The 23,666-nt window shown below is 41.3% G+C and carries 18 protein-coding genes; all 18 read left to right on the top strand.

The annotated features are described in order from the left end of the window. Nucleotides 1-4: 4 nt before the first annotated feature. Nucleotides 5-535, top strand: a complete 531-nt coding sequence (locus G585_RS0107830) for an arsenate reductase/protein-tyrosine-phosphatase family protein (protein WP_442852423.1) — start codon at nucleotides 5-7, stop codon at nucleotides 533-535. 142 nt (nucleotides 536-677) lie between these two features. Further along, nucleotides 678-1,052 (top strand): desulfoferrodoxin family protein, encoded by a 375-nt coding sequence (locus G585_RS0107825; RefSeq protein ID WP_022774168.1) that lies wholly within the window; start codon nucleotides 678-680, stop codon nucleotides 1,050-1,052. A 144-nt stretch (nucleotides 1,053-1,196) separates the two neighbouring features. Next, entirely contained in the window at nucleotides 1,197-4,448 is a 3,252-nt protein-coding gene (carB, locus tag G585_RS0107820; RefSeq protein WP_022774167.1) for a carbamoyl-phosphate synthase large subunit, read from the top strand. A 106-nt stretch (nucleotides 4,449-4,554) separates the two neighbouring features. After that, the gene (locus G585_RS0107815; protein WP_022774166.1) at nucleotides 4,555-6,132 is read left to right on the top strand and encodes a helicase HerA-like domain-containing protein; all 1,578 of its coding nucleotides are present in this window, start codon (nucleotides 4,555-4,557) and stop codon (nucleotides 6,130-6,132) included. Between the two features lie 294 nt (nucleotides 6,133-6,426). Beyond that, nucleotides 6,427-6,864, top strand: coding sequence for a hypothetical protein (locus tag G585_RS0107805; protein WP_022774163.1), 438 nt, complete (start codon nucleotides 6,427-6,429; stop codon nucleotides 6,862-6,864). A gap of 425 nt (nucleotides 6,865-7,289) precedes the next feature. Beyond that, nucleotides 7,290-8,057, top strand: coding sequence for a flagellin (locus tag G585_RS0107800; RefSeq protein ID WP_022774162.1), 768 nt, complete (start codon nucleotides 7,290-7,292; stop codon nucleotides 8,055-8,057). A gap of 433 nt (nucleotides 8,058-8,490) precedes the next feature. Continuing rightward, complete coding sequence (locus G585_RS0107795) at nucleotides 8,491-9,420, top strand: ABC transporter permease (RefSeq protein WP_022774161.1); 930 nt, start codon at nucleotides 8,491-8,493, stop codon at nucleotides 9,418-9,420. A gap of 37 nt (nucleotides 9,421-9,457) precedes the next feature. Then, nucleotides 9,458-10,516, top strand: coding sequence for an ABC transporter permease (locus tag G585_RS0107790; RefSeq protein WP_022774159.1), 1,059 nt, complete (start codon nucleotides 9,458-9,460; stop codon nucleotides 10,514-10,516). Nucleotides 10,517-10,581: 65 nt separating this feature from the next. Then, on the top strand, nucleotides 10,582-11,568 hold the full coding sequence (locus G585_RS0107785) for an ABC transporter ATP-binding protein (RefSeq protein ID WP_022774158.1): 987 nt from the start codon (nucleotides 10,582-10,584) through the stop codon (nucleotides 11,566-11,568). Beyond that, on the top strand, nucleotides 11,568-12,560 hold the full coding sequence (locus G585_RS0107780; protein WP_022774157.1) for an ABC transporter ATP-binding protein: 993 nt from the start codon (nucleotides 11,568-11,570) through the stop codon (nucleotides 12,558-12,560). Before G585_RS0107785 ends, G585_RS0107780 begins: the two co-directional genes overlap by 1 nt. 88 nt (nucleotides 12,561-12,648) lie before the next feature. Beyond that, nucleotides 12,649-14,547, top strand: coding sequence for a peptide ABC transporter substrate-binding protein (locus tag G585_RS0107775; protein ID WP_022774156.1), 1,899 nt, complete (start codon nucleotides 12,649-12,651; stop codon nucleotides 14,545-14,547). A 146-nt stretch (nucleotides 14,548-14,693) separates the two neighbouring features. Continuing rightward, the gene (locus tag G585_RS0107770; RefSeq protein WP_022774154.1) at nucleotides 14,694-16,337 is read left to right on the top strand and encodes a SulP family inorganic anion transporter; all 1,644 of its coding nucleotides are present in this window, start codon (nucleotides 14,694-14,696) and stop codon (nucleotides 16,335-16,337) included. Nucleotides 16,338-16,515: 178 nt separating this feature from the next. Continuing rightward, entirely contained in the window at nucleotides 16,516-17,802 is a 1,287-nt protein-coding gene (larA, locus tag G585_RS0107765) for a nickel-dependent lactate racemase (RefSeq protein WP_022774153.1), read from the top strand. A gap of 12 nt (nucleotides 17,803-17,814) precedes the next feature. Then, entirely contained in the window at nucleotides 17,815-18,135 is a 321-nt protein-coding gene (locus G585_RS0107760) for a UxaA family hydrolase (RefSeq protein ID WP_022774152.1), read from the top strand. Continuing rightward, complete coding sequence (locus G585_RS0107755; RefSeq protein WP_022774151.1) at nucleotides 18,132-19,298, top strand: UxaA family hydrolase; 1,167 nt, start codon at nucleotides 18,132-18,134, stop codon at nucleotides 19,296-19,298. Before G585_RS0107760 ends, G585_RS0107755 begins: the two co-directional genes overlap by 4 nt. A gap of 31 nt (nucleotides 19,299-19,329) precedes the next feature. Continuing rightward, nucleotides 19,330-20,790: a GntP family permease gene (locus G585_RS0107750; RefSeq protein ID WP_022774149.1), complete on the top strand. Its 1,461-nt coding sequence runs from the start codon at nucleotides 19,330-19,332 to the stop codon at nucleotides 20,788-20,790. Between the two features lie 132 nt (nucleotides 20,791-20,922). Beyond that, nucleotides 20,923-21,606, top strand: a complete 684-nt coding sequence (locus G585_RS0107745; RefSeq protein ID WP_022774148.1) for a GntR family transcriptional regulator — start codon at nucleotides 20,923-20,925, stop codon at nucleotides 21,604-21,606. A 33-nt stretch (nucleotides 21,607-21,639) separates the two neighbouring features. Then, the gene (locus G585_RS0107740) at nucleotides 21,640-22,872 is read left to right on the top strand and encodes a glycerate kinase type-2 family protein (protein ID WP_022774147.1); all 1,233 of its coding nucleotides are present in this window, start codon (nucleotides 21,640-21,642) and stop codon (nucleotides 22,870-22,872) included. Nucleotides 22,873-23,666 lie beyond the last annotated feature (794 nt).

The following is a 23,666-nucleotide window of genomic DNA, read 5'->3' as shown; positions in this document are numbered from 1 at the left end:
CATTATGAAGGATATTGTCAGTAAGCAAGGCCTTTCTGACAAGTTTCACATAGAATCATCTGCAACACATACGGATGAGATTTGGAATGGAGTTGGAAGCCCGGTGTATCCTCCGGCCAGAGCTAAGCTAAGAGAGCATGGTATAGGGACTGATGACAATGATCTTGGAGTAAGTCAAAAAAGAGCAAGGCTTACCTCAAGGGCGGATTACGACAGGTTCGATTTTATAATTGGCATGGATAGCGCCAATATACGCGATCTCAATCGTATATTTGGCGGTGATCCTGATAAAAAGATATATAAAATGCTGGACTTTACTGACAGAGATGGAGATGTGGCTGATCCTTGGTACACGGGCAATTTTGATGCTACCTGGAGAGACTGCAGTGATGGGTGCCATGGACTGTTCAGGCAGATAATGATAAGTCCTGAATTTTCAGAAGTGTTGGCAGATGATAACGATAGCAATTATGAAGAATATGGAGATGGCACCGGAGATTTTGGCCTTATCCACGATGACTTTCCAAGAGGATAAATAACCGACAAAAATTGCCTGCATAATTATGTATATTGCAGAACGTAATTATGATAAAATGATATTGTATCATTTACCCAAAAATGGGAGTCAGAACATACCAGGCTAAGATTCCCATGTTTTTACATTAGGAGGTTTCGTTATGAAATTTTACAGATGTGAACATTGTGGCAACATTATTACAAAACTAAATGATTCAGGAGTTCCTGTGGTTTGTTGCGGAGAGCCTATGAAAGAGCTTGTTCCGGGAGCTACAGACGGTGCAATGGAAAAGCATGTTCCTGCAGTTACAGTAAATGGCAACACTGTTACTGTTGTTGTTGGCGAGGTAGAGCACCCAATGCTTGCTGAGCATTACATCCAGTTCATCTGCTTAGAGACAGACAAGGGCTGCATGATAAAGAAGCTTAACCCCGGCGAGAAGCCTTGCGCGCAGTTTGTTCTGGCAGAGGGCGAGAAGGCAGTTGCTGCGTATGAATACTGCAACCTCCATGGACTTTGGGTAAAAGAAATCTGATATTGATCACACGAAGTGCTGTCACTTTAAATTCAAGGTGACAGCATTTTTTTGCTTATTTCTACAATAAAAAAGTTCTTGTGCTAAACACTTTAAGATGGTAAAGTAGAAAAGATAATTAAAAATAGTTTTTGGAGGAGTGAAATGGCACAGAGAACAGATATTCACAAAGTACTGATCATCGGCTCGGGACCAATTGTCATCGGGCAGGCCTGTGAGTTTGATTATTCAGGAACGCAGGCTTTAAAAGCGCTTCGCAGTCTGGGGTATGAAATAGTACTGGTTAATTCGAATCCGGCAACGATCATGACTGATCCTGAAATGGCGGATAAGACTTATATTGAACCACTTAATGTGGAACGTGTTACAGCAGTTATTGAAAAAGAAAGACCGGATGCTCTACTACCTAATCTTGGTGGTCAGTCCGGACTTAATCTGTGTTCTGAGCTTTATAAAGCAGGTACCCTTGATAAATTTAATGTAAAAGTTATAGGTGTTCAGGTTGACGCTATTGAACGTGGCGAAGACAGAACAGAGTTTAAAAAGACCATGGATATGCTCGGCATCGAGATGGCTCGCTCAAAGGCTTGTTATAGTGTAGAAGAGGCCCTTGAAGAAGCTGACGTGCTTGGCTATCCTGTTGTTCTTCGTCCTGCTTATACAATGGGTGGCGCAGGAGGCGGCCTTGTTTACAACAAGGAGGAACTTCAGACTGTCTGCTCCCGTGGTCTTCAGGCTTCAATCATTCATCAGGTTCTCGTTGAGGAGTCAATCCTTGGCTGGGAAGAGCTTGAGCTTGAGGTAGTAAGAGACAAAGACAATAACATGATCACTGTATGTTTCATTGAAAACGTTGATCCTGTCGGCGTTCATACAGGTGATTCTTTTTGCACAGCTCCTATGCTCACAATAAGTGAGGATCTTCAAAAAGAGCTGCAGCGTCAGGCTTATAAAATCGTTGAACACATCGGAGTCATCGGTGGTACCAATGTTCAGTTTGCTCACGACCCTAAAACAGGTCGTATCGTCGTTATCGAGATCAATCCACGTACATCACGTTCATCTGCCCTTGCCAGCAAGGCTACAGGATTCCCTATTGCCCTTGTTTCAGCCAAGCTTGCAACAGGACTTACTCTTTCAGAACTTCCTGATTCTAAATTCGGAACTCTTGATAAATATGTTCCGGGTGGCGACTATGTTGTTGTTAAGTTCGCCCGCTGGGCATTTGAGAAATTCCATGGAGTTGAGGATAAACTCGGAACTCAGATGAGAGCTGTTGGCGAAGTCATGAGTATTGGTAAAAACTTTAAAGAGGCCTTCCAAAAGGCTATCAGATCTTTGGAAAAAGACCGCTATGGTCTTGGCGCTATAGAGAAGTTCGAAAAAATGCCAAAAGAAGAGCTTCTCCGCATGCTCAAAGATGCTTCTTCTGAGAGATATTTCCTTATATATGAAGCTATGAAAAAAGGTGTATCAGTAGATGAGATACACGATATCACCAAAGTAAAGCACTACTTCCTTAATGAGATGAAAGATCTTGTGGAAGAGGAGATGGAGCTTACGTCAAAATACACTTCTAAAGTTCCGGAAGCCCTTGATCTTATTAAGGCAAAAGAGGACGGTTTCTCCGATAAATACCTTTCAAAGCTTCTTGGTGTTACAGAAGATGACATCAGAAACGAAAGAGAAAAAGCCGGACTTTGCGAGACTTGGGAAGGCGTTCATGTATACGGCACTGACGGAAGTGCATATTACTATTCAACATATCAGCATGAAGATGAGGGAAGCGTTGTGGAGAGCGCCCCTGATTCAGACAATAAAAAGATAATGATCCTTGGCGGTGGCCCTAACAGGATCGGGCAGGGTATTGAATTTGACTACTGCTGTGTTCACGCTGCTATGGCCCTTAAGAAACTTGGCTTTGAGACTATCATTGTCAATTGCAACCCTGAGACAGTTTCAACAGACTATGACACATCAGATAAACTCTATTTTGAGCCACTTACCCTTGAGGATGTACTTCAGATTTATAGAAAAGAAAAGCCTATCGGCGTAATTGCTCAGTTTGGCGGCCAGACACCTCTTAACCTTGCAGCCAAGCTAAAAGAAGAAGGTGTTAACATCCTTGGTACAACACCTGAAGTAATTGACCTTGCTGAGGACAGAGACCAGTTCCGTATGATGATGGATAAGCTGGGCATCCCTATGGCAGAGTCAGGAATGGCATCCGATGTAGAAACGGCAAAAGAAATTGCTGCAAAGATCGGTTATCCTGTAATGGTTCGCCCATCTTTTGTTCTTGGCGGACGCGGAATGGAAATAGTAAGAGATGAAGAGAGCATGGAAGGCTACATGAAGGCAGCTGTAGGTGTAACACCTGACAGACCGATCCTTATCGACAGATTCCTCCACAATGCCCTTGAATGTGAGGCTGATGCCATAAGTGATGGCAGCGAGGCTTTTGTACCTGCAGTTATGGAACATATTGAACTTGCAGGTATTCACTCAGGAGATTCAGCCTGCATAGTGCCATCCAAGCATATTTCAGAAAAGCACCTTAAGACTATCGAGGAATATACAAGGAAGATCGCTGTCGAGATGAATGTAGTGGGACTTATGAACATGCAGTATGCCATCGAAGATGACACTGTCTACGTTCTTGAAGCCAATCCACGTGCATCAAGAACAGTTCCTCTTGTTTCCAAGGTTTGCGGTATCAAGATGGTTCCTGTTGCAACAGATATCATTACTGCATCTATAACAGGACGCCCTTCACCGGTAAAAGAGCTGATTCAGGAAAAAGAGAAAAAGCAAGAACCACCATATTACGGTGTCAAAGAGGCTGTATTCCCATTTAATATGTTCCCTGAGGTTGATCCTGTCCTTGGACCTGAAATGAGGTCAACAGGTGAAGTACTTGGACTAGCCAAGACTCCCGGAGAAGCTTTCTTTAAGGCTTCAGAAGCCGCAAATGCTGCCCTTCCATTAGAAGGAGCTGTGCTCATATCTCTTAATACAGAAGATAAGCCTGCTGCAGCTGAACTTGCAAAGAGCTTTGCTGCAGATGGATTCAAGATCTATGCTACAGGTAAGACATATGACACAATCACTGAGGCTGGAATCAGTGCTACCAGGATAATGAAGAATTATGAAGGTGGAAGGCCTAACGTTGAAGATGTCATCAAAAACGGCGAGGTACAGCTTATTATCAATACTCCTATTGGTAAATACACTGAACATGATGATGCATATTTAAGAAAAGCAGCAATAAAAGCCCGTATTCCATACATTACTACTGTTGCAGCAGGCAAGGCGGCAGCAGAAGGAATACATGAAGTTAAGGTAAAAGGATGCGGAAGCATAAATTCTCTTCAGGATTACCATAAACAGCTTTAATTGTAGAAACCTGCAGTAAAATGCAGGTTTCTTGTTTATTTGAAATGTATATATAACGAAAACGTGATAAAATATAGCGTATAAATATGTTTGTTGGGAGGTCGGTATGTATAAAGATGGTAAGATCTGGGTGGCAAATAATGAGAATGGGGAAAAGGTATTTCTTTTGCCTAAAATGGCTAACAGGCATGGCCTTATAGCCGGAGCAACAGGTACAGGAAAGACAGTTACTCTAAAAGTCCTGGCAGAAGGTTTCAGTGACATGGGCGTTCCGGTTTTTCTGGCTGATGTAAAGGGTGATCTTTCCGGAATGGTCAGCGAAGGCCGGGATTCAGAGGACATGCAGGCAAGGATCAGGAGATTTGGCCTTGATGAAGCCGGTTTTACTTATACAAAATATCCTGCAACATTCTGGGATGTTTTTGGCAAGGAGGGAATCCCTCTTCGCACAACAGTTTCAGAAATGGGACCGCTTCTTTTATCCAGGATCCTTGGACTTAATGATCTTCAGAGGGATATATTGTCAATAGCTTTTAAGATTGCAGATGACAATGACCTTCTCCTTGTAGATACCAAGGACCTTAAGGCGATGCTCAACTATATTTCTGAAAACAATAAAGAGTTCGCCGCAGACTATGGCAATATCAGCAAAGTTTCAATTGCAGCGATCGTGAGAGCTATTGTTTCTCTTGAAATTGAAGGCGCTGACAAGTTCTTTTTCGAGCCTGCGCTTAATATTAGAGACTTCTTTACAACAGGTGAAGGCGGAAAGGGTATGATAAATATCCTGGACAGCACAAGCCTTATAAACAACGGTACTTTGTACGCAACATTCCTTTTGTGGATGCTTTCTGAGCTTTTCGAGACACTTCCTGAAGTGGGAGACCTTGATAAGCCTAAAATGGTATTCTTCTTTGATGAAGCACACCTTCTTTTTGCAGATACACCAAAGCTTTTGATGGATAAGATCGAGCAGGTTGTTAAGCTCATCAGATCAAAAGGTGTTGGAATATACTTTGTAACACAGAATCCTCGTGATATTCCGGATGGGGTTCTTGCTCAGCTTGGAAATAAGATACAGCATGCACTTCGCGCCTATACTCCTTCTGATATGAAGGCAGTCAAGGCAGCAGCTGATTCCTTCAGGGAGAATCCTGCATTTAAGACAGCTGATGTTATTCAGGAGCTTGGAACAGGAGAGGCAGTATGTTCTCTTCTTGATGAAGATGGTACGCCTACTGTTGTAGAGAAGGTATCGATCCTTCCACCACAGTCATTGATGGGCGGTATTGATGATTCTTTGAGAGAAAAAGAGATAAAGCAGAGCGTTCTGTACAGTAAATATTATGAAGCTGAAGACCCGGATTCTGCCTATGAATTCCTTGAAAGAAAGGGCATTGCGGATGCTGAAGCAAAAGCCAAGCTAAAGGCTGAGGAAGAGGCAGCCAAGGCAAAGGCCAAAGAGGAAGCCGCAGCAGCTAAGGCAAAAGAAAAAGAAGAAGCTGCAGAGGCAAGAAAGAAAAAGCAGGCAGCAAAATCAGTTGGAAATGCTGTTGCAGGAACTGTAGGTCGAGAGGTTGGAAAGACCTTCGGTGGCAAGTTTGGTAAGTTTGGAAAAACTCTTGGAGGAAATTTGGGAGCGAGCCTTGGAAGAGGCATTCTTTCAACACTGTTTAAGGCTTGAACTTAAAAAATAATCTGGAAGCCGGCTTCTGTGATACAATAGAAGCTGGTTTCTTTATTTTGCAGATTCTTTTTACCAAAAAGAAAAGAGCCTTTAAAAGGCTCTGAATTTTGGGAGGAGGGGTTGCCAGGTGGGGAACCAGACAACCCGTGTATGAAAAAAAGTATTGTTGGGGGTTCAGAAGTTTTGTCCTTCTGATAGATTATATAGTACAGGGTAAGTGTTTCCAAAATGTGTACGAACTATTAAAGAAATATAATCTATTATAAAAAATAAATTGGAGTAAAAGAAAAAATGTCAAAAAACAAACGTAAAAACGCATATCGTCAAAACAAGAAAGAGGATAAAAACAGCGCTTTCGGGCATTTGATGATATCTATCATCATTTTGGGAGTTGTTGTTTTATTGTTCATAAATGTAGCTCTCCCTATTATAAAAGAGGGAACAAAAAAGATTGTTGCTGAGAAAACTGTTGACCTCATAGAGGATAATATTGATAAGATCGCAGCAGATCATCCGGAGGTAAAAGAGGCTCTGGAGTCTCTTTCTGAAGAGGATAGAGAAACAGTGACTGAAATAATAGCGGATCATATTGATACAGAAACTGCCGGAGAAGTTATGGAATATGTAAATGAAGGCGACAAAGATGGTCTTATGGAATATGCAGTTGAGAATCTTTCACCTGAAGAAATCAGTAAATTAGCAGAGATTTACAGCAGATATTCGAATTGATAAACATAATTTTAATGATAGTACTTCGCCTTTTCTCCACAAAAAGTTCACAAAAAAGATTATTTTATTCACTTTTTGAACACAATTTTAGTTTATATTGTTAATTAAGGTTAGTGATGAAACAGTTCTCTAAGCCGTTTAGAGACAATCACTATCTCCCCCTCATAAGAAAATCGCAGGCACTCACGTCCCCCCGTGGGTGTTTTTGCGTTATACGGAAAAAGTGGCCCCTAGGGACGGGGTTCGTGGCTCATTTTTTCTTGAAGTCTTGACTTCTTGTTTCATGGCTACATTTTTTCTATGAAATATCATTTCAAAATCCCCCAAAATTAATATTTTTACGTCTAGTATTTTCTTTACATGATGCTACGATTACCTTAAGTAAGTATATTTTTTGCTTCACATGATGAGAAAAGGAGGTCGATATGAGCAGCATTTCATCTGTGAGTGGATACGGTAGTTACTCTCCATATTCCACTATTGCGGCAGGCGGAACTTATCAGAGTGCTTCTCAGGGAGCTTCAGAGTTGGCAATTCAGGAAAAAACCAAGTCACAGGTAAATGGTCTTGATGCAGGTAGCGAGAACCTTACATCTGCGAAATCTGTTTTGAACATTGAGGATGGAGCAATGGATGGAATAACTGATTATCTTCAGTCCATCAGAGAGCTTTCTCTTCAGGCAATGAATGGAACTTTATCAGACGATGACAAGCAGGCAATTCAGAATCAGATTGAACAGTACAAGCAGGGAATAGAAGATATAGCAGGAAGTACACAGTACAACGAAAAGAATCTTCTTGATGGTTCAAGCGGGGATCTTAGTGTCGCTACAGACAACAACGGGTCCGAGACTACGGTTTCAACTTACAATTCAACTTTGGAAGCCCTTGGAATAGCAGACTATGATGTTACAGGAGATTTTGACATAAGTGCGATAGACAGTGCTCTTGAAAAGGTTTCAAGTTCAAGATCCAATGTAGGAGCACAGACAAATGGAGTCGATTATGCTCTGTCATACAACTCACATGCAGCACTTGAACTTAATGGATATCAGATGGATAAAGAAGAGGATAATTCTATAAAGGCTTATCAGCAACTCAAGACCCAGCAGGCGCTGGATTCTTACCAGATGACGCTCCAGAAAAGACAAATGGAAGATAATGAAAGACAAAACCTGATGCTTTTCGCCTGAGCAACTGATTAATTCTAATCGGTTAAAACTAAATTTAATTTAATTAATAAATCTACGTAATTATGATATAATAATTACGTAGATTTTTTTCGTTGTGAAAAATTTAATTAAAAAAAATCAAAAAAACAAACTTTACCAAATGTGCGCACACCACGGACATATGTATTTTACTCAAAGATGATTGATGTTTATTAATCAATTAGAGTGAAATTAACCTGATTAGCTTGACATAAAGTAAGCACTCCTATAACATAAGTGCAGTTGCATGATTATATGCGTGTATACAATCTTGTCGATGAGTGCAATGGCGCACAATAATAAGGCGTCATTGCAATTTTTATAGCATGGTTGATGTAGTGCGTTGAAGCGTCAACGCTTTGCACCATTAATGGCAACTAGATAAACAAATAAAACAGGTAGGTGGAAATTTAGAATGAACACAAAGACACTAATGTACATTGTTAAGAGAGTCATCCTTGCAATTGTTACAGTCTGGGTAGTTATCACAGTTACGTTTTTCGTAATGCATGCAGTTCCAGGCGGACCATTCACAGGTGAGAAAGCTGTTACCGAATCGGTAAAGGCAGCGATGGAGGCCAAATATGGCCTGGATAAGCCGCTTGGAGTCCAGTATCTTACGTATTTGAAAGATATCGTTACAAAGTTTGATTTTGGCCCATCATTAAAACAGAGAGGTCGTAACGTTAATGACATTATCTTTGACGGTATGAAGACATCAGCCAAGCTTGGTATTATAGCAGCTATTATAGCTCTTATCTGCGGCGTGATCCTTGGATCTGTTGCAGCTCTTAGAAGAAACAAGCTGATTGACAGGATAATAATGATAATTACGACAGCATTTGTGTCTATGCCATCATTTATCATGGGTTCACTTCTTCTTATTCTTTTTGCAATAAAGCTTAAAGTGTTCCCGGCAAACGGTGCTTCACAAAATGGACTTGTTCTTCCGGTCGTAACACTTTCCCTTTATCCAATGGCTTATATCACAAGGCTTACAAGGTCATCGATGCTTGAGGTTCTTGGTCAGGACTACATCAGAACAGCCAAGGCAAAAGGTGTTTCAGGAATGAAGATAATTTTCGGACATGCCCTTAAGAATTCTCTTATTCCTGTAATCACATACTTTGGACCTATGCTTGCAGGAATCGTTACAGGTTCACTTGTAGTTGAGCAGATCTTTGCAGTTCCCGGGATTGGAAGAGCATTTGTAAACAGTATTACAGGTCGTGATTATCCACTGGTTATGGGAACAACGATCGTTCTTGCGACACTTATCGTAATCATGAACCTTGTGGGAGATATCATGTACAAGGTTGTAGATCCGAGGATTACATTAGAATAAAAGCATTATTTCAATAAATTGTTAGGAGATTTTCCAGATGGACATTTCAAAGCTTAGTGCGCAGGTTAACATGGACGATTTCATTCCTGCTACAGAAGAAGAAAAAGAATACATGGTTCAGATGCGTCCTTCATCAACATTCTTTAAGGATAGCGTTAAGAGACTTTTAAAGAATAAAGTTGCAACAGTTTGCTTCTTTATAATAGTGATCATTACACTGGCAGCTATTTTCATCCCAATGTTCTGGCCATACTCATATGATCAGATGCTTGGTATGACACCGGGTAAGCCGGTAGATAATTCCTTCAATGATCTTAGACCTTTTGAGTACGGAAGATCAGAGATCAGAAGAATGGAAGCAGGAGAGACAGTTATTCCTCATATCTTTGGAACTGACTCTCAGGGAAGAGATTACTTCATCCGTGTTGTTTACGGAACAAGAATTTCTTTAGCAGTTGGATTTTTTGCCAGCATTATCGTTCTTATCATTGGTATGACGATTGGCTCAGTTGCCGGATACGCAGGAGGAAAGGTCGACCTGATAATCATGAGAATAGTTGATATCATCTATTCTCTTCCTGATATGCTCATGGTCATCCTTCTTTCATCAGTACTTAAGGTAGTTATGGAAGGCGCCCTGGATGGAACGGTGCTTGCCAAGATCGGTTCAAACATCATCAGTTTGTTTATAGTGTTTGGTGTTCTTTACTGGGTTTCAATGGCAAGACTCATAAGAGGTCAGATCCTTTCACTTCGTGAGCAGGAATATGTTCTTGCATCACAGGCTGCAGGAGCAAGAGGAAAATGGATCATCTTAAAGCACCTTATTCCTAACTGCTTCTCAGTAATCATTATTTCAACAGCTCTTCAGATTCCAAGTGCTATTTTCACTGAGAGTTATCTCTCATTCCTTGGACTTGGTGTAAATGCACCTATGCCTTCACTTGGTTCTCTGGCTTCAGATGCACTTAACGGTATTTCATCATATCCATACAGACTTGTAATACCTGCACTTGTTATTTCACTTATAGTTCTTTCACTTAACCTTTTTGGTGATGGCCTTCGTGATGCATTTGATCCAAAGTTGGAAAAGTAATCACCTGACGAGGTTCTGTTGAACCTAAGATCAGAAATACAATAAATAATCGGGAGTATAAATTGATGAGATTACTTGAAGTAAGAGACCTTCATACCTCATTCTTCACAGACGCCGGAGAGGTAAAGGCAGTTAATGGAATATCTTTTAACCTGGACAGAGGAAAGGTCCTGGGAATTGTAGGAGAGTCTGGTTCCGGTAAATCAGTTACTGCATATTCAATCATGCAGATACTTGCAGGAACAGGAAAAATAGTTTCCGGTTCGATCAAACTTGATGGACAGGAGCTTGTAGGATCCGGTGAAAAAGTCATGAAGACTGTACGCGGAAATAAGGTGTCGATCATTTTCCAGGATCCAATGACATCACTCAATCCTACTTATACAATCGGACATCAGCTGATGGAGGCAATTCTCCTTCATACAGACAGAAATAAAGAGCAGGCAAAAGAGCGTGCAATAGAAATGCTCAGACTCGTTAATGTAAATGAGCCTGAAAAGAGAATGAATCAGTATCCATATGAGTTTTCAGGCGGTATGAGACAGCGTGTAATGATAGCTATGGCGCTTGCCTGCGAGCCGGATATTCTTATTGCGGATGAGCCTACAACAGCTTTGGACGTTACGATCCAGGCTCAGATCCTTGATCTTATGAAGTCACTTCAGAAGGAACTTGGAATGGCAATCATAATGATCACACATGACCTTGGGGTAGTAGCTCAGATGTGTGATGAAGTAATTGTTATGTATGCCGGTTCAATATGTGAGCAGGGTACAGCGGATGAGATCTTCTATAATCCATGCCACGAGTATACAAAAGGACTTCTTCGTTCAATCCCTACAGAGGGCAAAGAGGGCAAGAAACTTGAACCTATTGCAGGTACTCCTATTGACCTTCTCAATATGCCTAAGGGATGCCCATTTGCACCCAGATGCGATGCGGCTATGAAGATATGTTTGCGCGAAAGAGCAGAGCGCATGCAGATCAATGATGATCATGCTGCCGGTTGCTGGATGAACGTTAAGAAGCAGATGGAAGGCAGGGTTAACTGATGAGTGAAGTATCAAATAAAAAGAATCTTGTAGAAATAAAACATCTTAAAGAATATTTCAATGTAAATGTAGGATTCTTTAAGACTAAGCCTCTCAAGGCAGTAGATGATGTCTCTTTTACCATAAAAAAAGGTGAGACACTTGGACTTGTAGGAGAATCAGGATGTGGAAAGACGACAGTAGGACGTACGATCTTGAACCTCTATAAGCCAACAGCCGGAGAAATCTGGTATGACGGAAAGCAGATCAAGACTAAGGATGACATAAAAGAGTTTAGAAAGAAAGCCACAATGGTTTTCCAGGATCCTTATTCATCACTTAATCCTAGAATGACAGTGTCCGACATTATCGGAGAGCCTCTTGATATCCACGGCCTTTACAAGACCAAGGAAGAGAGAAGAGAGCGTATCCTTGAGCTTATGAGCTATGTAGGACTTAACTCTGAGCACGCATCAAGATATGCCCACGAGTTTTCAGGCGGACAGCGTCAGCGTATCGGTATCGCAAGATCCCTTGCTGTAAATCCGGAATTTATCGTGTGCGATGAGCCGGTTTCAGCCCTTGATGTTTCTATTCAGGCTCAGGTCATAAACATGTTTGATGAGCTTCAGGACAAATTGGGACTTACATATCTTTTCATTGCTCATGACCTTTTGGTTGTAAGACATATCAGTGACAGAATTGCGGTTATGTACCTTGGAAAAATGGTAGAACTTGCTGATGCTGAGGAAATTTATAACAATCCGCTGCATCCATACAGCAAGTCCCTTCTTTCATCGGTACCTGTACCGGATCCAAAGATAGCTAGGGCCAATAAGAGAATTGTTCTTTCTGGCGATATTCCAAGCCCTCTGAATGCTCCTTCGGGATGTCCATTCAGAACAAGATGTCCATATGCAAAGGAAGACTGCGCAATGAGCATGCCTGAGTTTAAAGAGGTTTCATCAGGACATTTTGTAGCCTGCCATCATATTGAAGATGTTGCAAAATAACAAAATAATGTAGTTTTTCATTAAAAGATAGAAGATGCGATCCAGCATTTTTTATAAAAAAACTTATTATCTTACAAGGAGGATAATTATGAAAAAGAAGTTATTATCAGTATTACTTGCTTCATCAATGGTACTGAGCCTTGCAGCTTGTGGTGCATCATCAGAGACAGCTCCACAGAGCACAGATACTCAGCAGCCACAGAGCACAGAAACAACAGCTTCTGATGCTAATGCTTCAACAGAAGCTGCTCCAGCAGCTGATGCAGGAACAAACAAGGGTGTAATAAATGTTTGTCTTGCTTCTGAACCTGCAACACTTGATCCAGCACTTAACTCTGCAGTTGATGGTGCAACAATGATCAACCACCTTTTCTCAGGTCTTGCTAAGTGGGGACTTGATGCAAACGGAAACCTTGAGCTTCAGCCAGACTGTGCAGAAGCACTTGTAGATGGTGTTGAGAATGAGGATGGAACAGTTACTTATACTTACACACTTCGTGATGGTCTTACATGGTCAGATGGACAGCCTGTAACAGCTGGTGATTTCGTATTTGCATGGAACCGTGCAGCAAGCCAGGCTCTTGCAGCAGACTACGGCTACATGTTCGAAGTTGTTGACGGATATGCTGATATTTGGGCTGACGGCGCAACAGGAGAAGAAAAGCTTAATGTAAAAGCTATCGATGATAAGACTCTTGAAGTTACACTTGCTAACCAAATCGCATATTGGAATGAGCTTCTTGCATTCCCAACATATATGCCTGTTCGTGAGGATGTTGTTGCTAACGAGTCATGGGCTACAGATCCTTCTACATATGTAAACAATGGTGCTTACACAATGACATCATGGGAGCACAACTCAGTTATCACTCTTACAAAGAATGAGAACTTTGTAGATGCTGCTAACGTAACAATGAACGAGATTAACTTCTATCTTTCAGATGATGCTAACAACCAGCTCGCTAACTTTGAGAATGGTGACTGGGAGTTCATCGATGATGTTCCTACAAACGAGATCGCTTCTCTTAAAGAGAACTATCCTACACAGTTTGTAACAGCAGGTCAGCTTGGAACATACTATGTATGCTGGAACATCAATGAAGAGATTCTTCCTTCAACAAGTACTCTTACAGGTGCTGAAAAAGCAAATGCTGAGAATGAAGTTCGTAATGCACTTGCACTTCTCATCGACAGAAACTACATTGTAAACGATATAGCACAGGGTGGACAGGTTCCTGCTTCTTCATTCGTTGCTATGGGTCTTACAGATGCTGATGGATCTCAGTTCTATGAGAATGCCGGACCAGATTCAAGCTTCACAGGTTACTACGATGTAACAGATGCAGCTTACGAAGCAAACTGGACTTCAGCACTTGAAACACTTAAGAAGTACTACACATTTGATGAGTCTACACAGCAGTTCACAGACTTCCCAACACTTACATACCTCTACAACACATCAGAGGGACACAAGGCAATCGGTGAAGCTATTCAGTCAACATTTGCTGGTGTAGGTATCACACTTAACCTTGAGAACCAGGAGTGGGCTACATTCCTTGATACACGTAAAGCTGGTAACTATTCAATCGCTCGTAACGGTTGGCTTGGTGATTACAACGATCCTATTTCATTCCTTGATATGTGGACAACAGCTTCAGGTAACAACGATGTTCAGTTCGGTAAGGGCGACAACGCTAAGGTTGCTGCATACTCAATCGATCTTACAGACCTTGGATATGACACAAAGGTTGAGAACGGAACTTGGGCTGAGACATATGATGTAGTTATCGCTGACATCAAGAAGTGCACAGATGCTAACACTCGTTATGCACTTATGCACAGAGCAGAAGACCTTCTTATGTCAACAGGTTGCATCTGCCCAATCTACTACTACACAGATCTTTACATGATCTCTGACAAGGTAAACGGCTTCTTCTCAAGCCCACTTGGATACAAGTATTTCATGTATTGCACAGTAGCAGAATAATGGATTGATATAAATATGTAAAAAAATAAGCGCGGAAGATGCGGGAAAAATAATGCATCTTCCGCGTTTTTTTTCTTGCTTATTGTTTTAGTTGTTGTATTATATTTCTTGGTGATTTTTAGTTTATTTATTCAGGTGAGGAGATTATGGAAAACGAAAAATTAAAACCCATGTTATTTACGGCCCTTAAGGGCTACAATGGCAAGCAGTTTGCAACTGATCTTGTTGCGGGAATCATTGTTGCTATCATAGCACTTCCCCTTTCAATTGCACTTGCTCTTGCTTCAGGTGTTGGACCACAGGAAGGTCTGTACACAGCGATCGTTGCCGGATTTATTATTTCATTCCTTGGCGGCAGCAGAGTTCAGATCGCAGGACCGACAGCTGCATTTGCTACTATCGTAGCCGGTATCGTAGCAACAAAGGGAATGGATGGTCTTGCTCTTGCAACTATTTTTGCTGGTATTTTACTTGTTCTGATGGGAGTATTTAAGCTTGGCTCCCTTATCAAATTTATTCCTTATACAATTACAACTGGATTTACAGCAGGTATTGCAGTAACAATTGCAATAGGTCAGGTAAAAGACTTTTTGGGACTTACATATCCTGCTGGAACAGCTACTGTTGAGACTGTTGATAAGGTGGAAGCAATCGTAAAAAATATTGGAACCTTTAATTGTCAGGCACTTCTTGTAGGACTTCTTTGCCTTGCTATCCAGATCGTATGGCCTAAGGTTAATCAGAAGATCCCCGGATCTCTTATAGCAGTTATCGTTGGTATCCTTATTGTTAAGTTTGGTGGACTTCATGTTAATACAATCGGTGATCTTTATGAGATAAGTGGGAAACTTCCTACTCCTCATATACCGGAATTTAGCTTTAAGACAATTCAGTCTGTAGCAGGAGATGGATTCACAATAGCAATCCTCGCTGCAATAGAATCTCTTTTGTCATGTGTTGTTGCAGACAGCATGATCGATTCTAAGCACAGATCCAATATGGAACTTGTTGCTCAGGGTGTTGGTAACATTGGTTCAGCTTTATTTGGTGGTATACCTGCGACAGGCGCTATTGCCAGAACAGCTGCTAACATTAAAAACGGTGGAAGAACTCCTATTGCAGGTATGGTTCACGCAATCTGCCTTGTTTTGGTACTTGTTATTCTCATGCCACTTGCTGCACTTATTCCTATGCCAACCATTGCATCAATTCTTTTCATGGTTGCTTACAATATGTGCCAGTACAAGACCTTTGCTCATCTGTGCAAAACAGCTCCAAAGAGCGATATCATAGTTCTTGTAACAACATTTGTTCTTACTGTAGTATTTGATCTTGTTGTAGCTATTGAAGTTGGTATGGTTGCAGCTTGTGTTCTTTTCATGAAGAGAATGAGCGAAGAGTCAAGAGTTCGCGGATGGAAGTATTTTGATCCTGAAGATGATCCTGATGGACCGGAGCTTAAGGATATTCCAAAGCACGTAAGAGTATATGAAATCTCAGGACCTATGTTCTTTGGTGATGCTGAACAGATTGCAGAGATCAGCTTCAAGGATTTCACAAGAGCACTTGTTATCCGTATGCGTGGTGTACCTGCTATCGATGCAACAGCTATGCATTCACTTGAGCAGCTATACGACAGATGTAAGAAAAACAATGTCCAGCTTGTCTTTTCACATGTTAATGAGCAGCCTATGAACACTATGGAAAAAGATGGTTTCGTAGAACTTGTCGGAAGAGAAAACTTCCTTCCTCATATAGATGATGCTTTAAAGAGAGCAGCTGAGATTTGATGGAAACTGAATAGAACAACAGGCAATGGTTTGTAAATGGAAATAATCACCATTTACAAACCATTTTTTTTGTCACTTTTTTGGTCGAAAAATAGATAAAACCACATTGTAATATCAGATACACAAGTCTACAATGAATGTATGATGTATACATGATACATCTTATTGGAGGCGGGGTATGAAAAAAACAATTTCTATTCCTTACTACACGTCCACTATGGACATTCATGTGGAGGAGGAGAATCTTAAAGCTGTTATCACAGCAAAAATGCACGAATTTAAAACTGAAAAAACAGAGGTAGAGCTTGTAAAAGAAGCTTTAGAGCATCCGATCGGAGTGGCGCCACTTTGCGAACTTGCCAAAGGTAAAAAGAAAGTTGTTCTGGTAACAAGTGACCACACGAGAGCTGTGCCTAGTAAAATAACACTTCCATTAGAGCTTGCAGAGATCAGAAAGGGAAGCCCTGATGCTGATATCACGATACTTATTGCCACAGGTCTTCACAGGGCAACCACTGAGGAAGAACAGCGCAGAATGTTTGGCGATGAGATAGTAGATAACGAGAAGATCGCCATCAATAATGCATTTGAGCCGGCTGACTTTGCTGATATGGGAACACTTCCATCAGGCGCGGAATTCCATGTTAATAAGCTTGCTACAGAGTGTGACCTTCTTATCTGTGAAGGCTTTATTGAGCCTCATTTCTTTGCCGGATTTTCCGGTGGCAGAAAGAGTATTTTGCCAGGAATCTGTTCACAGGAAACTGTAAACATGAATCATTCCTATCAGGCAATAGCCAGTAAGTATGCAAAAACCGGGGTACTTGAGCATAATCCTATACATGAGGATATGTTGTGTGCCGCAAGAAGAGTGAACGTGCAGTTTATCTTAAATGTTGCACTTAACGCTGAGAAAAAAGTTATTGCTGCCTGGGCCGGTGACCTTGAGGCCGCACATGCACAGGGAGTTAAGTTTATAAGAGAGTGGTCACAGTGCCCTAGTATTACCGGAGATATAGTTGTTACAAGTAATGGAGGATATCCGCTTGATCAGAATCTGTATCAGAGCCCTAAGGCAGTTGCCACAGCGGAAGCCTGTGCCGGAGAAGACGGCGTGATCATAATGTGCTGCAGCTGCGCTGATGGCATGGGTGGAACACATTTTGAAAAGCTGATCCAGATGGGAACACCGGAGGAAATCGATGCTTATCTATCAAAGATTCCTGCTAAGGATACGATCCCTGAGCAGTGGTGCCCTCAGATCTATGCAAGGATCCTTCATAAACACAAGATGATCCTTGTTACAACATATCTTGATCCTGAGACTGTTAAAAAGTGCAACATGATACCAGCAAAAACTCCTGATGAAGCACTTGAGATAGCTTATGGAATAAAAGGAAAAGATGCCAGTGTAGTTGTGATCCCTGACGGGGTAAGTGTACTTGCTGTTGCACCTGAAAATTGAGAAGGAGGGAGTATGGGGGAAGTAAAAATCGCTCTTAAAGTAAATGACCTCGATAACGTCGCCACCATTTTTGCAGAAAATATAACTGATGGGACAGAAGTTGAGATCAGAGATAAAAAGGGCCAAAAGACAAATGTAAAAGTAATTGGAAATGTTCCTTATGGCCATAAGATTGCCGTAAAAGATATAAAGAAAGGCGAGCAGATAACAAAGTACGGCGAGGAAATTGGAGTAGCCACTCATGATATAAAGTTTGGCGAGTATGTACACGTTCACAACCTTGATAGCATGAGGGGAAGAGGAGATCTTGAGAAAAAGGGGGATAAGTCATGACAACTTGGAATGGTTATCGAAGAAAAGATGGCTCAGTTGGCTCTAGAAATTATGTGGCTGTTATCCCATCTGTAACCTGCGCAAATGATGTAGCAAATGCCATCTGCAGGGAAGTTCAGGGAACTGTTACCTACATGCATCATCAGGGATGCTGTCAGCTTCCACCTGACCTTGACAGGGTTACAGATACACTTATCAGTTTGGGAAAAAGCCCCAACGTCGGAGCAGTGCTGATTGTAAGCCTTGGTTGTGAGGGAACAGATCATGCAAGAATGTATGAGGAGCTTTCAGCCACAGGTAAGCCAACAGAAATAATTCACATTCAGGCCCTTGGCGGAGTTTCAAAGGCTATACGAGAGGGTACTGACATAGCAAGAAGACTTGTAATAGAGATCTCAGGTCAGCAAAGGGAGAAGGCTGACGTATCAGAAATAGTAATGGCAATTAAATGCGGCGCTTCTGATACCACCAGCGGAATGGCATCAAACTGTGTTATCGGATATGTAGCTGATAAGCTTGTTGACCTTGGGGCAACAGTAGTCTTTGGCGAGACTACAGAGTTCCTTGGTGGAGAACATCTTTTAGCTAAAAGAGCTGTCAACAAACAAGTGGCAGACAAAATATACCAGATTGTTACTGAAATGGAGGACAGAGCAAAGAGTATAGGCTGTGATATGAGAAGGGGACAGCCTACACCGGGGAATATTGCTGGAGGTCTTTCAAGTATAGAGGAAAAGAGTCTTGGAGCTATTGTGAAGAGCGGCACAAGACCAATTCAGGGTGTTTTGGAGTATCCGGAGCACATCACTGATCAGAAAGGACTTTGGATAAAAAATACACCTGGAAGAGAACCAGAAATCCTTACCGGCATGGCTGCAACGGGTGCTCAGTTCATGTGCTTTTCAACAGGACGCGGAGCACCACAGGGGTTCCCTAGCATGCCTGTAATAAAGATCTGTGGCAATCCAAATACTTATGAAAATATGAAGGACGATATGGACCTCAATGCCGGTCTTATCATAACGGGAGAAAAAACTATAGAACAGGTAGGGGAAGAGGCCTTTGATAAATTATTGCGGGTACTGAACGGAGAGATGACAAAAAATGAGGCGATTCAGTATTTCAGCGCAATAGACATTCACTGTCTCGGACCTGTTATATAAAATTCACAAAAAGTGAAAGGGGGTTTCTTTTATGAATCCAGTATTAGCAATGCTTATCGGTATTGTTGTGATGATGGTTCTCATCATCTGCACACGTCTTCATCCCTTCCCGGCGATGATCGTGTCTGCTATCTTTATTGCAATCCTTTCAGGAAACGCACTTCTTGTTGGAACAGGAAATGAAGGTGGCAATCTTTTATCAGTTGCAGTAAGTACTGTAACTGGCGGTTTTGGAAGCACCATGACATCTATTGGTATCGTTATTGGCTTTGGTACAATAATGGGTATCTTTATGGAAAAGAGTGGAGCAGCCAAGAGAATGGCACTTACAATATTAAAACTTGTAGGTGTAAAAAATGCAGACGTTGTTCTTGGACTTACAGGATTTGTTGTTTCTATCCCTGTATTTTGTGACAGCGGATTCGTAATTCTTTCTTCTCTTGCAAAAGAGTTCTCAAGACTTACCAAGAAATCAATGGTATGGCTTGGTGGTATCCTTGGAATGGGCCTTTACATTACTCATTTCATGGTTCCTCCGACACCTGGACCACTTGCTGTTATCAGCACATTCCAGCAGAATGGCATAAACATCGATCTTGGTCTTTTCATTATTGCAGGACTTCTTTTCTCAATTCCTCTTTTCATCGTATCAGTATTCTTATTCCGCTGGTTCGGTGAAAAGTACAAGGATAAATTTGTTGTTCCATCTGAGATTGACAGATCAAAATATACAGAAGATCAGCTTAAGGTTCTCGACAGGATCGAAGCTAAGTTAAATGCAGGAAAAGATCTTGAAAATGCAGATTTTGCAGAGCTTCTTTCAACAGAAAAGCTCCCTGGAGCATTTATTTCATTTACAATTCTTCTTTTACCTGTAGTACTTATTCTTTTAAATACATTGGTAGGACAGACAGCACTTAAGGCCACAATGGTCGGACAGATCGTACAGTTCCTTGGAACACCAATCATCGCCCTTTTCATCTCTCTCTGCATTGGTGCATTTGGACTGGCAAAAGACCTTGATAACAAGACTGTAATTGCTATGATGGGAGAAGCTTGTAAGGACGCTGGCCCTATAGTATTTATCACAGCAGCCGGTGGTGCTTTAGGTGCTGTTGTTAAAGCAACAGGTGCAGCTCAGATAATGGCTAACGGAATTGTAGCTATGGGTATTCCGGCAATCCTTGTTCCACTCCTCATTGGAACGATCATGAGATTCCCACAGGGCTCAGGAACAGTTGCTATGATCACAGGTTCAGCAATCGTAGCACCTATGATGGCTACACTTGGAATCAATCCATATCTTGCAGCTTTGGCAGTCTGCCTTACAGCTATGATGCCTTCCTTCCTTAATGACTCTTACTTCCATGTAGTAACCAACTTCTCAGGAATGGATATTAAGACATCACTTAAGACGTGGACAGTATCAACAATAGCAATACCGATCTTTGGATCGATTCTTATAATCATTCTTAGCTTGTTCATTCATTAAGACTATATGCGAAAGATCCGGTCCAAATATACAGACTTTTGGACCGGATTATTTCTTTTAACAGCTCGAAATTTGGTATAATTCTGATGATAAGTTTTTTTATCAGAAATCGTATTATATGGGGAAAAACGCATGCCAACAAAAAAACTGCAGGTAAATACAATAAGTCATCAGGTATATTCTATTATTAAAAAAGCTATTGTCTCAGGGGAGTATGCACCGGGGTTCTGGCTTCAGGAAGTGGAGCTTTCCAAGGAACTTGGAGTTAGCAGGAGCCCTGTTCGCGAGGCCTTAAAGCAATTATCTGCAGATGGGCTTGTAAAAGAAATTCCAAATAAGGGGACATTTGTAAGAGAGTTTACACAAAAAGAGATAATTGAGATATATGAGATCAGAGAACTTTTAGAGTCCTACGCTATATTGAACCTTCCAAAAGAGCTTACAAAAGAGCAGCAAAAGAAGCTTACGGATTATAAAAAGGATTTCAAAAAGTATCATAAAGATGATGATCTTGACATGTATATTGAAGTTGATTCCAAATTTCACAGATTTATCATTGAGTGCTGTGATAACAGTATTCTGATGGAGCTTTACAGAAAAGTCAGAAATATGAATATGCTATTTAGAATATTCTCTTTATCTACAAGAGAACGTTTTGATGAGTCTCAAAAAGAGCACTCAGATATAATTGATAAACTAATAAGTGGTGATTATAAAGGCGCAGACAGGATAAATAAAACTCATCTGACATATGCAAAGGATACAGCTTTGGAGCACTTGCTTGGAGAAAGTTCTAAAGAAGATGAGGATGAATAAAACATGCTACATAAGTATCAATGGGGGTAAAACATGGGTATAAGAGAAGATGCAAAAGAAATAATCGATGCTTCAATCGCGAGTGCACTACCCGATAATGCGGTAAAAAAAGCTCTTAAGAAGTTACCTGCGTGTTATGGGAAAATATATCTCGTCGCAATAGGTAAAGCTGCCTGGCAGATGACCAAGGCTGCAAAAGATGAACTTGGCGATAAAATAATAGACGGAGTCTGTATTACAAAATATGATCATGTTAAGGAACAGATAGCCGGAATCAGATGCTTTGAGGCAGGACACCCTGTTCTTGATGAAAACTCTGTAGCTTCAACAAAAGAAGCAGAAAAGCTTGTATCAGGTCTTTCAAAAGATGATTTTGTTATTTTCCTTGTTTCAGGTGGCGGTTCAGCGCTGTTTGAAGATCCCAAGGTGTCTCTTTCTGAACTTCAGGATATCAATAAGCAGCTTCTCTCATCAGGAGCAAGTATCACAGAGATAAACACTATAAGAAAGAGACTCTCAAATGTTAAGGGCGGCCGTTTTGCAAAAATGTGTGAGCCGGCAACAGTCTTTTCGATTATTCTTTCAGATATAATCGGCGATCCTCTTGATATGATCGCATCAGGGCCGGCGTACCCTGACTCAGCAACGACTGAGGATGCAATTGGAATCATAAATAAATATAGCCTTAAAGTGACAGGAGATGTGAAAGCTCTTTTAACTGAGGAGACACCAAAAGAGCTGTCTAATGTTACAACTATAGTTACAGGAAGTGTTAAGCAGCTTTGTGCTTCAGCTTCCATAAAGGCCAAGGAACTTGGATATGAACCTATTGTCCTGACTGCATGTCTTGACTGTGAAGCAAAGGCAGCAGGGCAGTTTATTTCTGCCATTGCAAGAGAACACTCAGGAGATGGAAAAAAGCTTGCCTATATCATGGGCGGTGAGACAGTAGTAAAACTTACAGGAAAAGGCCTTGGCGGCAGAAATCAGGAGCTTGCCCTGGCTTGTGCAGAAGGCATAGGCGGCCTTAAGAATGTATGTGCATTTTCTGTTGGAAGTGACGGAACAGACGGGCCAACAGACGCCGCAGGCGGCATTGTGGATGGAAACACAAAAGAAGCTCTTTTGACAAAAGAAATAACAATATCTGATGTTCTTGCCAATAATGATTCATATAATGCATTAAAGCTCGTAGATGGTCTTGTTATAACAGGCCCCACCGGGACAAACGTTAATGATGTTGCAGTATTGCTCATAGGAGTTTAAGGCAATGATAATGCTATAAAAGAATATCGTTGTAGATTAACGGGAGGATTACTGCGCAACATGTTTGGGCGCACAGTAATCCTCTTTATTTGTATATGCGTAAGTGATTGGACGGTTCTAATGACTTGTTTTTATAAGTCATTAGAACCGTCCCTGTTTTCTATGTATAGGCTTAAGAAATTGGTAATTGATTGGTAAGTAATTGGCAGCGTCCGCCACCATTGACTGAGTCTGAGAAAAACGCCCTGTAGGCTCTGCCGACGGTGAGGATGATGGGAACAGTAGATTTTCACGCACCGTCGGATTCAACATTGTAGCGTTTTCCTCAGAACCCGTCAATGGCAAGCACCTACGGTGTGGCTGGGTTTTAATGCCTCAGGCTCTGAATCCGAGAACAGTAGGAGTGGCTACTTTAAAGTGCTTCGGCCTCCGAATTCAAGAACTGCAGGGAGATAATTTAAGGTGCCTCGCGCACCGAAATCAAAAACAACAGAAGTGGCGACATTCAAGAATGCGTAGTGCTAGGAACAGTAGATGTTGATACTTCTAGAACGTATAAGGATTTATTCCCTCGGCTCCCAATGTTATGAGAGCGAGCTGCTGTTTTGGGCATATAGCTCTTTTTCAATAGCTCAGCCACCTGCAATTTAAAATAAACTACTACCCATGTCAAGGACAGTATTTGAAATTTACACCCATTTTTTAGACCAGCATCTTCTTTGGATATTCTCCGGTTTTTATGTATCTGTAGTATTCATTTGGTGATAGTTTATTAAGACTAAGTTTATATCGGT

The sequence above is a fragment of the Butyrivibrio sp. AE2015 genome, assembly GCF_000420825.1.
Classification (GTDB): Bacteria; Bacillota; Clostridia; order Lachnospirales; family Lachnospiraceae; genus Butyrivibrio.
This window is presented reverse-complemented; position numbering and strand designations above follow the sequence as displayed.